The following is a 16,010-nucleotide window of genomic DNA, read 5'->3' on the forward strand; positions in this document are numbered from 1 at the left end:
ATGATCAGTGGGTTGCGGATTCCGCTGGCGTTTCTTCTGCCGTGACTGGCGCCGGTAGCCTTGCGAAGCGTTTGGCGTAGAGCGCGGTAATAATCGGCACCAGAATCGCCGTGACCACTACGCTTGCGGCGACCAGCGCCGTTGCGGAGGCGGCGACCGGTTCAAACGCCGGGTTGATTTGCGCGATAATCACCGGGTTGGCGACGGCGGCACCTGCCGCAGAGGACGCTGCGACACCTGCAGTCCCATTGCCGCCACCGATCACGCGGTCAGCAATAATCAGCGGGATCCCAGTGATGACAATGACCGCCACGCCCAGCAGGATGCCCAGCAAACCCGTATCAACAATCACGCCCAGGTTAATGGTGTTACCCAACGCAAAGCCGAAGAACGGAATCAGTACCGGCGTGGCTTTGCTGAAGAACGCACGCAGATCGTGGTCCAGGTTGCCCAGCGTGAAGCCGATCAGGAACGGCAGCACGGCGCCGATAAAGTGATGCGGTTCAAAGGAGCCGAGGCCTGCTGCGCCCAGAATCACCATCGTCATCAGCGGACCGGATTCCAGTGACATCAGCACGAACGCACCGGACTCTTCTTTCGTCCCGTACTGGTTCATCAGGCTGGCATACAGACCGCCGTTGGTCATATCCATCGCGGAAACAATCGCCAGTACGGAAAGCCCGGCAAAGAAACCGGTCTGAATACCGGTATCCGGAATAAACGAGGCGGCAATCATTGCAACGGCCCACGCCACGGCAATTTTGGTAATTACCAGCGTGCCGGATTTACGCAGGACCGTACCGGTTGCGCGTAAATCAATTGATGCGCCAATACAGAAAAACCACACAGCAAGAATCGGTACCGTGCCGGTAATCATGCCTTTTGTAAAGGAACCAAAATAAGCACCGGTATTCGGTGCCAGGGTATTTACAACCGCACCCAGCAGCAATGGAATCAACATCATCCCACCAGGGATGCGTTCGATGGTGGCTTTAATTCTCATAAATGTCCTCACTTCTTGCCCGTGGAACATACGGGTAAGGTGGCAAAAAAATATTAAAATTCAGAAGGTTGTATCTAGAATGAAGGCAGGAAAACCTACATTCTCTTTATGTTCTACGTAGCGATTGCACCGTGTATCGGCGTTTTTCGCTTCCCGGTGGTATTGCAACGACTATTATCTTGCATTCATTGGAATGCTGATTCAATCAAAACGAAACACTGTTTTAGTTATCTTTGTCACATAATCAATGTAAACATTCCAGCGCGATCTGAATATTTAAAATTACCGTAAAGAAATTGTGAAATTGAGAGGGAATTACCTGGTGGGATAATAATAACAGCAGTGACTTTTTATTAAGCAAGCACAACAAAATAGAGATCGAAAACTTAAAAAAGAACAACTCTGTGCTTTAAAAAAAGAGACTCAGGATCACCTTATTTACCTCCGTTGACGAAACCTAAACATATATGTGAAGTTGATCACAATTTTAAACACTGGTAGGGTAGATAGCTCATTAACCGCCCAAATCAGGCGTCAACAGGTTCGGTTGTACAGACCTTAACCAGTCCGTGTAAGTAAACCTGCTACGCTTGTTAAAGGAGTTGCGTCTGAGCAACCCCGCGCTCGACGGTGACGTTGCGCCCAGTGCGCCAGTGCAGTCGATATGCCGCGAGACAGGGCTTAGTCTACGAGGACAGCTATGCTGAAAAGGAAAAAAGTAAAACCGATTACGCTTCGCGATGTCACGATTATCGATGACGGTAAATTGCGAAAGGCGATTACCGCTGCTTCGTTGGGTAATGCGATGGAGTGGTTTGATTTTGGGGTTTATGGCTTTGTTGCCTACGCGTTAGGTAAAGTGTTCTTCCCGGGGGCTGACCCCAGCGTGCAGATGATTGCCGCCCTTGCTACTTTCTCTGTTCCCTTTCTGATTCGTCCGCTCGGTGGTTTGTTCTTCGGTATGCTCGGCGACAAATATGGTCGTCAGAAAATACTGGCTATCACCATTGTTATCATGTCGATCAGTACCTTCTGTATCGGCCTGATACCGTCTTATGCCTCGATAGGCATCTGGGCACCCATCCTGCTGCTGCTGTGTAAGATGGCGCAGGGCTTCTCCGTCGGCGGTGAGTACACCGGCGCATCTATTTTTGTGGCCGAATATTCCCCGGACCGTAAACGCGGCTTCATGGGAAGCTGGCTGGACTTCGGCTCTATTGCCGGGTTCGTGCTGGGTGCGGGCGTGGTGGTGCTGATCTCGACGGTGGTCGGAGAAGAGAACTTCCTTGAATGGGGCTGGCGTATTCCGTTCTTTATTGCCCTGCCGTTAGGGATTATCGGACTCTATCTGCGCCATGCGCTGGAAGAGACCCCGGCGTTCCAGCAGCACGTCGATAAACTGGAACAGGGCGACCGCGAAGGTTTGCAGGACGGACCGAAAGTCTCCTTTAAAGAGATCGCCACCAAGCACTGGCGCAGCCTGTTGGCCTGTATTGGTCTGGTGATTGCCACCAACGTCACCTATTACATGCTGCTGACCTATATGCCGAGCTATCTGTCGCATAACCTGCATTACTCGGAAGATCACGGCGTGCTGATTATCATCGCCATTATGATCGGGATGCTGTTTGTCCAGCCGGTGATGGGGCTGCTGAGTGACCGTTTTGGTCGTCGTCCATTCGTGATCATGGGCAGTATCGCGCTGTTTGCGCTGGCGATCCCGGCTTTTATCCTGATTAATAGCAATATCATCGGCCTGATTTTTGCGGGTCTACTGATGCTGGCGGTGATCCTCAACTGCTTTACCGGGGTAATGGCTTCTTCACTGCCAGCGATGTTCCCGACGCACATTCGTTACAGTGCGCTGGCGGCGGCATTTAATATTTCGGTGCTGATTGCCGGTCTGACGCCAACGCTGGCGGCCTGGCTGGTGGAAAGCTCGCAGAATCTGATGATGCCGGCCTACTACCTGATGGTTATCGCGGTGATTGGTTTCATTACCGGTATCACCATGAAAGAGACCGCGAATCAGCCGCTGAAAGGGGCCACGCCTGCTGCTTCGGATATCCAGGAAGCGAAAGAAATTCTGGGCGAGCACTACGACAACATTGAGCAGAAAATTGAGGATATCGATCAGGAGATTGCTGATCTGCAGGCGAAGCGTACGCGCCTGGTGCAGCAGCATCCGCGGATTGACGAGTAAACCTTAAGGTTCGCTTAATCTCTGGCTGGCACACTCTCTTCCATACCCTGGAGGAGAGTGTGATGAAACAGCGTATTTTTGAAAGTGTAACGGCCGTATTCAGCTTACTGGTAGTCAGTAGCTTCCTGTACGTTTGGGTCTCAACCTACTAAACCTTTTTCAACAGCACCGAGGCGCGGGTGCCGGTCGTTCCACTGCGATTTTGCAGGAAAAACTGCCCGTGGTGCAGCTGCGTGATGCGGCTGACAATGCTTAACCCCAGGCCGATTCCGCCGTAACGGCTATCCATGCGTACGAACGCTTTGCTGAGTTCGCCGCATTTGCTCTCGTCAATGCCTGGCCCTTCATCCTCTACCGCCATCATCGCCTGATCATCGACATTCAGCGTAATCGCAATAGTGGTTCCTTGCGGACTGTAGCGATGGGCGTTTTCCACCAGGTTACGTAGCAGCATCCGCAACAGCGTGGCGTCGCCCTGAACGGTAACATCGTCGTGGCTGTCAGGCAGCAGGAGCGTCTGTTCGCGCTGTTCCAGCATCGTGCTCAGTTCATCGTAAGAGGGCAGGATCACATCTTCCAGCAGCCTGACCTGCTGATAATTTCCCGATGAAAAGGACTGGCCCACGCGGGCGAGTTGTAAAAGCTGTGAAACGCTGTCCATCATTTGATCAAGACGGCCCAGCAGCGGCGCGACATCCACGTTATGCGCTTTTGACAGCAGTTCAAGATGCAAACGGACGCCCGATAACGGCGTTCGCAGTTCGTGCGCCACGTCGGCGGTAAACAGACGCTCGTTCTCAATGGTCGCGGTCAGGCGATTGACCAACTGGTTGAGCGCCGAAACGACCGCTTCAATTTCGACCGTTGAGCTGTGAATTTCGATAGGGGAGAGGTTATCCGCCGTGCGGGTTTCTAATTCGTGTTGCAGATTGGCGAGCGGACGGGTGATGCGGCGAACGGCCTGATAGCAGATGAACAGCGTTAACCCCACCATAAACACGCTGGGGACGATGAGACTGGCGACCGCCTCGCGGATTTCATGCATGATGTGGCGATCGTTATTGCGGTTATCCCGCAGCGCCTGTTCAAACAGTTGGATCTGCTCAGTGCTTTCATGCCAGAGCCAGAAGGTACTGATAAGCTGGAAAACCAGCAAAATCATACCGATGGTGATCATCAGTCGCCGACGCAGGGTCATGGGCTGGCGTAGAAAACGCTTCAGATTCAATTAGCTTTCCTCAGTTGCGGTCGCCATCAGCATGTAGCCAAAGCCGCGCACGGTACGAATACGGGATTTTCCCACTTTATCGCGCAGGTTATGGATATGCACTTCCAGGGTGTTGGTAGACGGTTCGTTATCCCAGTTATAGATGTCGTTATAGAGAATTTCCCGGTGTACCGGGCTTCCCGATTTCAGCATCAGGCGTGACAACAGCGCGTACTCTTTAGGGGTGAGAATTAACTCTTCTCCCTCTTTCCACACCTGTCGACGGCCCATATTCAGCGTCAGGTCGCCGACCACCAGTTCACTCTCGCCCTGGTTATTATGACGACGCAGTAGCGCACGAATACGGGCGTGCAGCTCTTCCAGTGCGAAAGGTTTCACCAGATAATCATCGGCCCCGACATCCAGCCCGGAAATTTTATCGGCGAGCGTGTCCCGCGCGGTGAGGATCAGTACCGGCAGGGTATATTTTTTCTGCCGGATACGGGTAAGAAAATGCAGACCATCTTCGTCAGGCAGGCCGAGATCCAGAACCACCAGACTGTAATGCCCGGTTTCCAGACATTGCTCCGCCGCACGGGCGGTCGAGACGCCATCGCAGGCGTACCCTTCGGTTTGCGCCGCCAGAATCAAGCCCTGCAAAAGCAGCGTATCGTCTTCAACAATCAGTATTTTCATTGAGTGGTTCTCCTGCAGGGCTGCAGAATATCATCTGCGGCCTGATATTGCGTGGTCTGTACGCCGGTCAGTCCCAGCATGGTCGAGAAAAGATTGTCCTGCGAGTAATCCTGAGAACGCGCCTGTTTTTGCAGGCAGCTGGCATCTACCTGATAGCGCTGCTGATAATCCCCGGAGAGCCACAGCAGCATCGGCACATGCTTCTGAGAATCTGGCGCAATGGCATACGGCAGGCCGTGCAGATAAACGCCGTTTTCACCCAGCGACTCGCCGTGGTCGGAAAGATAAACCAGGCTGGTGGTAAATTTGTCCTGATGCGCTTTCAGAAGATTAATTGTTTTATCAATAATATAGTCAATATACAGCACGGTATTATCGTATGTGTTCACAAGCTGTTGTTGTGAACAGGTCTGAATTTCATTGGTATCGCAGGTTGGGGTAAATTTCCTGAACTGCGGCGGGTAGCGGTTGTAATAAGTAGGACCGTGGCTGCCAATGGTATGCAGCACGATCACTCCGTCACTCTGAAGACTGTTGATGTACTCCTCCAGACCATGAAACAGCACGTCGTCATAGCATTCGCCGTCGATGCATTCCCCTTTCAGGTTTAACGCGGTCATATTCTGATGCGGTACGCGGTCACAGGCGCCTTTGCAGCCGCCGTCGTTGTCATTCCACAGCACATTAATACCGGCACGCTGGATAATATCGAGCATCCCTTCCTGATGCTGCGCCAGCTCTTCGTCGTAATGTTTGCGCGGCATGTTGGAGAACATGCACGGCACAGACACCGCCGTGGCGGTCCCGCACGACGTCGTACGCGGGAAGTAGACCACATTATCTTTTGCCAACAGCGGATTGGTTTCACGTGCGTAACCGCCGAGCGAGAAGTTTTCAGCTCTCGAGGTTTCACCGACGATCAGAATGGTCAGGTTTTTACGTTTCTCTTGTTGCATCAATGGATTGCGATGCGCATCTTCGCCGATGCGTACCAGCGGCAAGTGTGCGAGGCGCTGATGGGAGTACCACGACCAACTGGCGACAATGCCGTTTGACGGGCTGAGAGCTTTGACCAGTTCTTTATTGTTGCGAAACAGCGAGGCGTAATCTTTATAGAAAAAGGCCGCCACCAGCACGATCAATAACACGGATACCAATATGTTGGCAGCGCGATACAGCACGCTGCGCAGAAAAGGCGTGGTCGGTTTGATTTTGATCCAGCAGGCGACGATGGCCGCCACAATGCCGCTAAGACCGAGGGTGAGCACCATTCTCGGCGTCATCAAGGCGAATGTTTCGGCAGGCGTCGTATCCACCATATTGGCAATCATCGAGCGGTCAATGATGATGCCGTAGGTCATGATGAAATACTGTGCCGATGCAGCCATTAAAATAAACAGGCAGGCCAGCAGGCGGTTCAGCCACAGGAAGGAGGCCAGCGTCAGGACAATATTGATGACGCTAAACGCCACGACCGGCATCGACAAGAAGACCAGCACGTTACGCAGGGAATCCAGCGGCAGGTCCTGCACAACCTGTCTGTAGAACGCGATGTTCAGACAAACAGACAAATAGAATGAAACCAGTAGTAACCAGGCCAACAGGCTGAGAGGAGGTCTTTTGACAATGCGCTTTAACATGGTGGAGCTTCCATAGACTAAGTCGCGCAGATCCTCGCAAAGTAAAATTAAGCCAACCTTAAGAACTTAAGGTTGGCTGAGCAGGAAGGGAACAGGGATCAGTTACGCTCAACCGGCGCATCCAGCGGGAAGGGGTTTTTGTGGATCCGGTTGTAGTTCAGGGCGTACAGCGCGGTGATGATCATCAGGGTCACAAATGACCACATCACCTCTTTCGCGCCGGAACCAACCACTGCCCAGATGCAGTAAATAAAGGCCACAAAGGTTACCAGCAGATAGAGCGGACGCGCTTTGCCGAAGTGTCCGTGGCCGAGCAGCAGCAGCGCGGCACAGGTGTACAGATACGGCACCAGCGTAAAGATGACGGATACCGAAGAGACGAGACCAAACTCTTTCGCGGCGTTCGGCGACATACTGCTGAACTGGAAGACAGTCATCAGAATCCCGACGATAATCAGCCCGGCAACCGGCGTCCCGGCTTTATTCACACGGGCGAAAATGGGTGGGAACAGACCGTCATCGGCAGCGGCTTTCGCCGTCTGTCCGGCCAGCAGCGTCCAGCCGCCCAGCGAACCTAAGCAGCCTGCAGCCGCACAGAAGGAGACAATCGCGCCAGCGGTGTTACCCAGCGCCATACGTGCCGCATCACCGAACGGTGAGGCTGAGACGCGCAGCGCGGCGTTGGGGATCATCCCCATGATGGCGGTGGTAGAGAGCACGTAGCAGACAGCGGCAATCAACACCCCGCCAATAGTGGCAATCGGCACGTTGCGTTTCGGGTTTTTGACGACACCCGCCGCCACTGAGGCGCTTTCAACCCCGATAAACGACCACAGCGTGACGTTCAGGGTGCTCTGAATGGCGCCGAAAGTATTCATGCCGCTGACGTTCCAGGCCGCCATGTAGGTTTCACCACGGAACCAGAACCAGCCGAACACGGCGATACCGACGATGGGGACCAGCGCCAGCACGGTGGCGACTGCCTGAACGCGGGTGATCATTTTCGGACCGACAATATTGAGCAGAACGAAGATCCACAGCACCACCACGCAGGTCAGCGTCAGCACCAGCGGATCTTTCAGAATGGGGAAAAAGTAGCTCAGGTAACCGACGCCGATAACCACCATCGCGATGTTACCGATCCAACAGGCCAGCCAGTACAGCACGTTGGTCTGGTAACCGAGGAAGGGCCCAAAGCAACGACGGGCATACGCGTAAGAACCGCCGGGACTGGGATCTAAGGACGACATTTTCGCGTAGACCATCGACAGCGCCAGCGCGCCGATGATCGTGACTAACCATCCGTAGATTGCAATCCCGCCGGTGGCGGCCAGATTCGCAGGGAGCAGGAAAACCCCTGAACCCATGATATTCCCCGACACCATTAAGGTGACGGGGATTAAGCCCACTTTGTGAGCATCAGCATCCGAGGACATAATTAAACTCCTGATGGGAACAATAAATGATGTCTCATAATACGCCTTCAGATGGCGATTGAATTATGTCCGCCGCTGCTTATCGCTAATGCTGATATTATCGTGGCTCATTGCAAAATGTTCAAAAATCACTCTATTGCACGGTCTTTAAACTGGCTGACATAATGCAGTGGCGTCATGCCATAATACTCTTTGAAAACAGAGATAAAGTAAGATGTACTGTTATAACCACACAGTTCGGATACCTGGGATATATTCTTGCCATCCATCAGGAGTTGATTAACGGCGTAGCGCATCCGACAGGTGGTGATGATTTGACTGTAACTGGTATTTTCGCTTTTTAGCTTTTTTTTGAGCAGGCTTGGACTAAGACATAAACAACTGGCGACCTGGTTAAGATTCCACGCTTTATGAATGTCACTCTCGATAATATGGTAAACGCTGTCGCTGACGCGGCTTCGCAACATAAACATCAGCAGGGACAAAAACTTCTTACTGTCGAGAAAGCGGGATAACACGGCGAACAACAGGCAGCGTGTACGTTCTTCTTCGCCAGGGCTGTCGGTATGCGCAATGCTGTGTTGTGCCGCCGCCCGGAAGACGTCGGGAGTCACACACTCAGCGGTTAATACCGGGGAGGAACTCCGTTGCCAGAGTGGAATATTTGAAAGATCTTTATTTAAAAAGCGAAGATAATCTTTAATTATATCCCGGCTAATATGTGCGACCAGTGCGTTATTAATAGATGATATATCGATGATATTGTTCTCACAGGCGATGAGTGCCATATGATTCGCTTTTAAATTGATTGCCTCTTTACCGTTTACTCGTAGCCAAACGTCTTTTTCGGTTAACACGACAATACAAGGATTATTGCTGAAAACTCTCATACCCTAACTCCCGAATATGAACAGAAAATATCCTTTCTCGCCAAAGGGGAGAGATAAAGCAGATATTTCGATTTGTATGACGAATGAAGTCCACATTAAAATAATGGTTTTGTCCGGAAATACAATAGGCGTCGGATAATTGCTATGTACAGAAATTTTTACGCGGTGGAAACCATGCATAAGGGAGAAAAAAAAGCGCGGGGAGCACCCGCGCAAAAAGGTATGACAATGGTAGTTTTTCTCAGCAATACTCAGGAAACGTTCGTCATAACCCTGCGGCCAAAACCAGGCTGCGTCAGGGTGGCCATGTCATGACGCAGTCGTCGGAATAGACTTACGCTTTCACGCACATCACGTGATAGACGCCATCAATGATTTCAGTGCCTTCGGTTTCATGTTCGAAGCCGGGGAAGTGATGATCCCAGGACTGCAGGGCACGGAGATAGCCTACCTGCGGACTGTTTTCATCACCGAAGTTCTCGCCGGAGAGCAGCATCGGGATTCCCGGCGGATAAGGGATGACGGAGTTTGCCGCAATGCGTCCCGGCAGGTCCTCTATGGCAACCATTTCAATGTTGTCATTAACGATGGCGTTATAGGCTTCACGCGGTGTCATTGCCGCAACCGGCAGTCCGGAATAGGCGGCATTGAGTTTCGCACCAGGGTTGTTTTCCCGCAGCCAGGCAAACATCTGGTCGCCCAGGTCGTGAATGCCCATATTGGCGTAAATTTCAGGATGTTCTTCAACCAGTTCCGGCATGACCTGCGCCAGCGGGGTGTTGGCATCGTAGTGATGTTTAAATGAGCACAGAGTGTTGATCAGTGTCCCCCATTTCCCGCGGGTAATCCCCATTGAGAACAGGAACATGATCTGAAAATCGGTGGTGCGGGTCGGCACGATTCCGTGACGCCCAAGCCAGGCGGTGACCAGCGCGGCAGGCACCCCCGTCTCTTCCAGTTCACCGTCGTCGCCCATCCCCGGCGCGAGGATGCTGACCTTAATCGGATCGAGCATGCTCCAGTTATCAGGTAAGTCTTTAAAGCCGTGCCAGGATTCGCCCGGACGCATCACCCAGCAGTTCTGATCGGTCGCCAGCAGTTTCGCCGGCGCGTCAGCAAAATCGTAGGTTTCACCGGTTTGCGGATCGGTGACCACCTCTTTGTTCCACGGCTTAAAGAACCAGTCGCCGTCAGCGCTGAACTCCTTATACAAACGTGCCATCGCCTGGCGGAAGTCGATGGCTTCGTCGATCACTTCCTGAGTCAGCGACAGGCCGCTGTTGCCGTCCATCATCGACACCGCCACATCGTTGGATGCACAGATGGCATACAGCGGCGAGGTGGTGGCATGCATCATGTACGCCTGATTGAAGCGGGAGAAATTCACCGCGCCGCGACCTTCACGTACATGGATGTAAGACGCCTGAGAGAGGGCGTTCAGCAGTTTGTGCGTTGAGTGGGTCGCAAAAACGGTAGGGCCGCTGTGATCGCCTGGTTCACCGCGCATGGCATAGTGATCGGCGTAAATCGGATTAAAGCGGGCGTAGCCGTACCAGGCTTCATCGAAGTGGATGCGGTCGGTGGTTTGCGCCAGTAATGCCTGTGCGGATTTCGCGTTATAGCAGACACCGTCGTAGGTGCAGTTGGTCACCACGCTATAAGACGGTTTTTGTCCTGTTTTCTCTTTGGTCAGCGGGCTTTCGCTGATTTTTTTCTGTAAGGTTTCCGGCTGCATTTCCTGCGGGTAGATAGGGCCGATGATGCCGTAGCGGTTACGGCTGGGCACCATATACACCGGTTTCGCCCCGGTCAGGATCAACCCCTGTTCAATCGATTTATGGCAGTTACGGTCCAGCACGACCACATCGTTATCGGTCATACAGGCCTGCATAATGGTGCGGTTGGAGCCGGACGTCCCGACCACCACGGACCAGGAACGATCTGCGCCAAAGACCCGTGCGGCATACTTTTCGCTTTCGCCAAAGGCGCCAGTGTGATCGAGCAGGGAACCCAGCGATGCCCGTTCAATACCCATATCGCTGCGGAACAGGTTTTCGCCGTAATAATCATGATAGAAGCGACCGGCAGGCGTTTTGGTAAAACCAACGCCGCCCTGATGGCCCGGCGCGGCCCAGGAGTATTCATGAATATCGCTGTATTTCATCAGCGCATTGAACAGCGGCGGTAACAGCTGCTGGCGATAACGGGTCATGGCGGCGACCGCGCGCCCGGCGATAAAGTCAGCGGTATCTTCGAGGATCCAGGCGAACTCATCGACAAGCTCCAGCATATCGCGGTCCAGCGAGGCGGTGGCCTTCTCTCTGTCACCTAACAGAAAGACCGGTACGTTTTGCTGGCGTTCATGAAGCTTACCGATCAGTTCTCTGACATTCTGGTGTTCATCAGGATGTTCCATTTGATAGCTGAACATCAGGCAATCAATGGCTTCGTTTGCCGACAGGATGGCGTAGCCGTCGTCGAAAGACGTGGACTTAATGACGGTAATATTTTGCCGACTTAAGGCGTCTGCCAGACGTTCCACGGCTTTGCCGACCCAGGTGTCCTGATGCAGAAATTCACTTTCAACAATTAATACTTTCATCATCTTTTACCCGGTTGTGGAGGAATCTGTGATGCGGGCAAGTATTAACCTGACGAAAAAAGGTGTAAAGAGGGCGAGAAATGGCGATTTTTCGAAAATAGTCGTTAATAAATAAGTAGTTAAAGTGATTTTTTGGCTGATTTTTACGGCGGTTTATCGACAGCTGAACTATTTTTTGAGCTGATAGTGATATTGCCGGAGCATGAGTATGCCTCCGGCATGTCAATACGTTATGCGTCAGGGCGCGTTAATCCATAGCGCTGCAACTGACGGTTATGAATTCCCGCCAGCAACATTACCGTGGTTAATGAACCCAGCAACGCGCAGAACATGTCTGACTGGGTATCCCACGGGTCGCCCTGAGTGCCAAGGAAATCGTCCGCGCCTTGTCCCATCGCCAGCGCGGCCCACCATTCAATTAACTCATAGGTGGCACTAATCGCCAGCGCCACGCAGCAAACCAGAAATGCCAGCATCTTACCGCCGCGAACAATCTTTGCACGTAGCAGAACTTCGCGCGCCACCAGTGCCGGAACCAGACCCTGGAAGAAATGGCCGAGCTTGTCATACGGATTTCGGCTTAAGCCCAGCCACTCCTGCACTTCAAAACCCACAGGCACTTTGGCATAGGTGTACATACCGCCCACCATCAGGATGATGGCGTGGAAAAAAATCAGGGTATAAAGCAGAGGGGTGAGCGGGTAGCGTTTTGCGGTTGCCAGCAGCAGCGGTATCACAATAATGACCGGCGTAACTTCCATCAGCCAGGTGATTTTTTCACCTGCCGAGAAGCCAGTGTAGATCAGGATAAGCGTCAGGATTAGTGCGCCGATATTCAGCAGTATGGGATGTAATGTGCGGATCATGGTGATTTCGCAAGTGATGGAAAAGACTACTATTCACCGAAGTGGTAGAAAATTCAATGCCAGCCATGACGGGAAAAGGTGGCCCGGGGGGATCACCGGACTGCCCTCAAACGTTGAGAGCAGTCCGGTGCCGGGCCGAAGAGGTTATTTCGCGCAGTTAGCGCACTGCTTGCTGACGATCTGCTGGAAGAAATCGTTACCTTTGTCATCGACCAGGATGAACGCCGGGAAATCTTCCACTTCAATTTTCCAGATTGCTTCCATACCCAGCTCCGGATACTCGACGCATTCCAGATGCTTGATACTCTGCTGCGCCAGAACCGCTGCCGGACCGCCAATACTGCCCAGATAGAAGCCGCCGTGTTTCTGGCAGGCGTCAGTGACCTGTTGGCTGCGGTTACCTTTTGCCAGCATGATCATGCTGCCGCCGTGCGATTGCAGCAGATCAACATAGGAATCCATGCGGCCTGCGGTGGTCGGTCCTAATGAGCCTGACGGATAGCCCGTCGGTGTTTTCGCCGGACCGGCGTAGTAGATCGGGTGATCTTTAATGTACTGCGGCAACCCTTCGCCAGATTCGATACGTTCTTTCAGCTTCGCATGCGCAATATCGCGACCCACGATAATGGTACCGGTCAGTGAAAGGCGGGTTGAAACCGGGTACTGCGAAAGCTGAGCCAGGATCTCTTTCATCGGGCGGTTGAGGTCAACGTGAACCACATCGCCTTCACCGGCCTGACGCAACGCTTCCGGGATGTACTGGCCTGGGTTGTGCTCCAGTTTTTCGATCCAAATCCCTTCGCGGTTGATTTTGGCCTTGATGTTACGATCTGCTGAGCAGGAAACGCCCATGCCGACCGGGCAGGAAGCGCCGTGGCGCGGCAGGCGGATCACACGGATATCGTGGGCGAAATATTTACCGCCAAACTGCGCGCCGAGACCCAGTTTTTGCGCCTCTTCCAGCAGTTCTTGTTCCAGTTGTGTATCGCGGAACGCCTGACCGTGCGCGTTACCTTCGGTCGGCAGCGCGTCATAGTAATGGGTGCTGGCGAGCTTCACGGTTTTCAGCGTGCTTTCTGCGGAAGTGCCGCCAATCACAAAGGCGATATGGTACGGCGGGCAGGCTGCGGTGCCCAGCGTACGCATCTTCTCAACGAGGAAATTTTTCAGTTTGCCCGGCGTGAGCAGTGCCTTAGTTTCCTGATACAGATAGGTTTTGTTGGCGGAACCGCCGCCTTTCGCTACGCAGAGGAACTTATACTCATCGCCATCGACGGCGTAGAGGTCGATCTGTGCCGGCAGGTTGGTGCCGGTGTTCACCTCTTTGTACATATCCAGCGCGGCGTTCTGTGAATAGCGCAGATTGTCTTCGATATAGGTGTTGTACACCCCTTTTGACAGCGCTGCCTCATCACCACCGCCGGTCCAGACACGCTGGCCTTTTTTCCCCATGATAATCGCCGTGCCAGTATCCTGGCAGGTCGGCAGAATACCTTTGGCGGCGATTTCGGAGTTTCTCAGGAATTGCAGCGCGACGTATTTATCGTTTTCGCTGGCTTCGGGGTCATGAAGAATAGAGGCGACTTGTTGCTGATGTTCGGGGCGGAGCATGAAGGAGGCATCGTGAAAGGCTTGTTGCGCCAGCAGCGTCAGGGCTTGCGGCTCCACCTTCAGTATGGACTCTCCTTCAAACTCACTCACGCTGACATAATCGGAAGTGAGCAGGTAGTACTCTGTTTCGTCTTTCCCCATCGGGAAAGGTGCCTGATAAAAGAACGCTTTATTTGACATATGCTTCCAGCCTGTTGATTTCTTTTAAGAGCATAAGTGACGTGCCACCCGGTGAAGGGCGGCACGCGGGAGACCTTTACAGGAATCCGTACATGGCGGCAAAGATCCAGCCAAAGACGCAGGAGACGCTCACGCCAATCAAACCTGGCAGGATAAAGCTGTGGTTGATGACGAAGCGACCAATGCGGGTGGTACCTGAACGGTCGAACTGAATAGCGGCCAGATCGCTCGGATAGGTCGGCAGAATATAGTAGCCGTAGCACGCCGGGGCAGACGCCACGATGTAGGCCGGGTCAACGCCGATCGCCAGCGCGACCGGAACGATAGCCGCCAGCGCCGCTGCCTGGGAGTTAACGAATTTAGACACCAGCAGCAGAACAATCGCATAGGCCCACGGATACTCTTTCACCATGTTGCCCAGCACACCTTCGATTTCTGTCATGTGCGCGCCGAACATGGTTTCCGCCATCCAGGCGATACCGTACACCGCCACAATGGCGATCATACCTGAACGGAAGACTTCGTTTTTAGAGATTGAAGCGGGATTGGTTTTGGTCAGGATAATAATCAGCGCGCCGGTCAGCAGCATGAACATCTGGATAACCAGCACCATCGACAGCGCTTTGCCACCGAATGAAGGGCGAAGTTCAGAGAAGGCGCCCAGGATAGCGACGACAGCAATTGCGGCAAGGAAGATCCACATCGCCAGCCAGTTGCTTTTCGGCAGCTTTTTGTCCAGCAGCGTAGCGGTGTCGCCATACACGTAGTGATGGTTTTCCGGTACGGAGATGAATTTCTGGAAATCTTCATCTTTATCCAGATCTTTACCACGGAACCAGCTGAAAATACCGATAGCCAGAATACCAATCAGCGTGGACGGGATAGTGATCGCCAGCAGGTCGAGGAATTCGAGGTGTTTACCTTCAAACGTCACATTACCCAGCATGGCAACCAGAGAAACCACCGCCACCGATACCGGGCTTGCAATGATCCCCATTTGCGCGCCGATGGAGCTGGCGGCCATCGGACGTTCCGGGCGAATGTTGTTTTTAATCGCCACGTCGTAAATGATGGGCAGGATTGTGTAGACCACGTGGCCAGTACCGCAGAGGATGGTCAGGGTACAGGTGACGAACGGCGCTACGATAGAGACGTATTTCGGGTTGCGACGCAGCAGCTTCTCTGCGATCTGCAACATGACGTCCAGGCCACCGGAGGCCTGTAGCGTAGCCGAGGCCGCGACCACGGCAATGATGACGAGCATGACATCGACGGGCGGTTTACCCGGCTGGAGGTGGAATACGAACACCAGAATGACCAGGCCGATACCGCCTAACAAACCCAGCGCGATACCGCCCTTTCTGGCACCATAAAACAAACATATTAATATTATGAGAAGTTGTATACTAAATAGCATTTATTTACCCTCGCGATAAAACCAGTCAATTTTGATAAATGGATCACAGCCATGTTCTGTTTTTTGTGTTGTGGGCGCAGAGCCTGGCTAATATTCGTTTCGTCTGAAAGTGTGATTAATTTCTAAACATTGAATAAAAGTTTTTCATAAGGACGGGAAAACTCTTATCGATTTTTCAGGCTATTTTCAGAGAGCAAGACTCTCCGGCGATGGGGAGTGTTGAAAAAGGAGAGCAGAGGCAGGTTCGAGATTTTTTTTG

General features: G+C 52.8%; 12 protein-coding genes. 2 read left to right on the forward strand and 10 right to left on the reverse strand.

Annotation, left to right across the window (positions count from 1 at the left end):
* Positions 1-4 precede the first annotated feature (4 nt).
* Positions 5-1,003: a 2-keto-3-deoxygluconate transporter gene (gene kdgT / locus QNN88_RS18360; protein ID WP_414241474.1), complete on the reverse strand. Its 999-nt coding sequence runs from the start codon at positions 1,001-1,003 to the stop codon at positions 5-7.
* A gap of 700 nt (positions 1,004-1,703) precedes the next feature.
* Between kdgT and proP the strand changes: the two genes are divergently transcribed.
* Both proP and pmrR read left to right on the forward strand, forming a co-directional pair.
* The gene (gene proP / locus QNN88_RS18365) at positions 1,704-3,206 is read left to right on the forward strand and encodes a glycine betaine/L-proline transporter ProP (RefSeq protein WP_042321219.1); all 1,503 of its coding nucleotides are present in this window, start codon (positions 1,704-1,706) and stop codon (positions 3,204-3,206) included.
* Between the two features lie 62 nt (positions 3,207-3,268).
* Positions 3,269-3,358: an LpxT activity modulator PmrR gene (gene pmrR, locus QNN88_RS18370; protein WP_414241475.1), complete on the forward strand. Its 90-nt coding sequence runs from the start codon at positions 3,269-3,271 to the stop codon at positions 3,356-3,358.
* On the opposite strand, the gene pmrB is transcribed toward pmrR, so the two are convergent.
* From pmrB to dcuB, 9 genes are all read right to left on the reverse strand, one after another.
* Positions 3,355-4,434, reverse strand: coding sequence for a two-component system sensor histidine kinase PmrB (gene pmrB, locus QNN88_RS18375; protein ID WP_414241476.1), 1,080 nt, complete (start codon positions 4,432-4,434; stop codon positions 3,355-3,357). The two genes, pmrR and pmrB, sit on opposite strands and share 4 nt — an antisense overlap.
* A complete protein-coding gene (gene pmrA, locus QNN88_RS18380) occupies positions 4,435-5,109 on the reverse strand; it encodes a two-component system response regulator PmrA (protein ID WP_414241477.1) in 675 nt (224 codons plus the stop codon).
* Positions 5,106-6,749: a phosphoethanolamine transferase EptA gene (gene eptA / locus QNN88_RS18385; RefSeq protein ID WP_414241478.1), complete on the reverse strand. Its 1,644-nt coding sequence runs from the start codon at positions 6,747-6,749 to the stop codon at positions 5,106-5,108. The genes pmrA and eptA overlap by 4 nt, the downstream gene beginning before the upstream one ends.
* A 98-nt stretch (positions 6,750-6,847) precedes the next feature.
* A complete protein-coding gene (adiC, locus tag QNN88_RS18390; RefSeq protein WP_414241479.1) occupies positions 6,848-8,185 on the reverse strand; it encodes an arginine/agmatine antiporter in 1,338 nt (445 codons plus the stop codon).
* A gap of 128 nt (positions 8,186-8,313) precedes the next feature.
* On the reverse strand, positions 8,314-9,075 hold the full coding sequence (locus QNN88_RS18395) for an AraC family transcriptional regulator (protein WP_414241480.1): 762 nt from the start codon (positions 9,073-9,075) through the stop codon (positions 8,314-8,316).
* 334 nt (positions 9,076-9,409) lie between these two features.
* Positions 9,410-11,677, reverse strand: a complete 2,268-nt coding sequence (gene adiA / locus QNN88_RS18400; protein WP_414241520.1) for an arginine decarboxylase — start codon at positions 11,675-11,677, stop codon at positions 9,410-9,412.
* Between the two features lie 230 nt (positions 11,678-11,907).
* Positions 11,908-12,543, reverse strand: coding sequence for a DUF2238 domain-containing protein (locus QNN88_RS18405; RefSeq protein WP_414241481.1), 636 nt, complete (start codon positions 12,541-12,543; stop codon positions 11,908-11,910).
* A 144-nt stretch (positions 12,544-12,687) separates the two neighbouring features.
* Positions 12,688-14,334: a class I fumarate hydratase FumA gene (fumA, locus tag QNN88_RS18410; RefSeq protein ID WP_414241482.1), complete on the reverse strand. Its 1,647-nt coding sequence runs from the start codon at positions 14,332-14,334 to the stop codon at positions 12,688-12,690.
* Between the two features lie 76 nt (positions 14,335-14,410).
* Positions 14,411-15,751: an anaerobic C4-dicarboxylate transporter DcuB gene (gene dcuB / locus QNN88_RS18415; RefSeq protein WP_042999100.1), complete on the reverse strand. Its 1,341-nt coding sequence runs from the start codon at positions 15,749-15,751 to the stop codon at positions 14,411-14,413.
* Between the last annotated feature and the right edge of the window lie 259 nt (positions 15,752-16,010).

It is taken from the genome of Citrobacter sp. ANG330 (genome assembly GCF_047467925.1).
GTDB lineage: Bacteria > Pseudomonadota > Gammaproteobacteria > Enterobacterales > Enterobacteriaceae > Citrobacter_A > Citrobacter_A amalonaticus_G.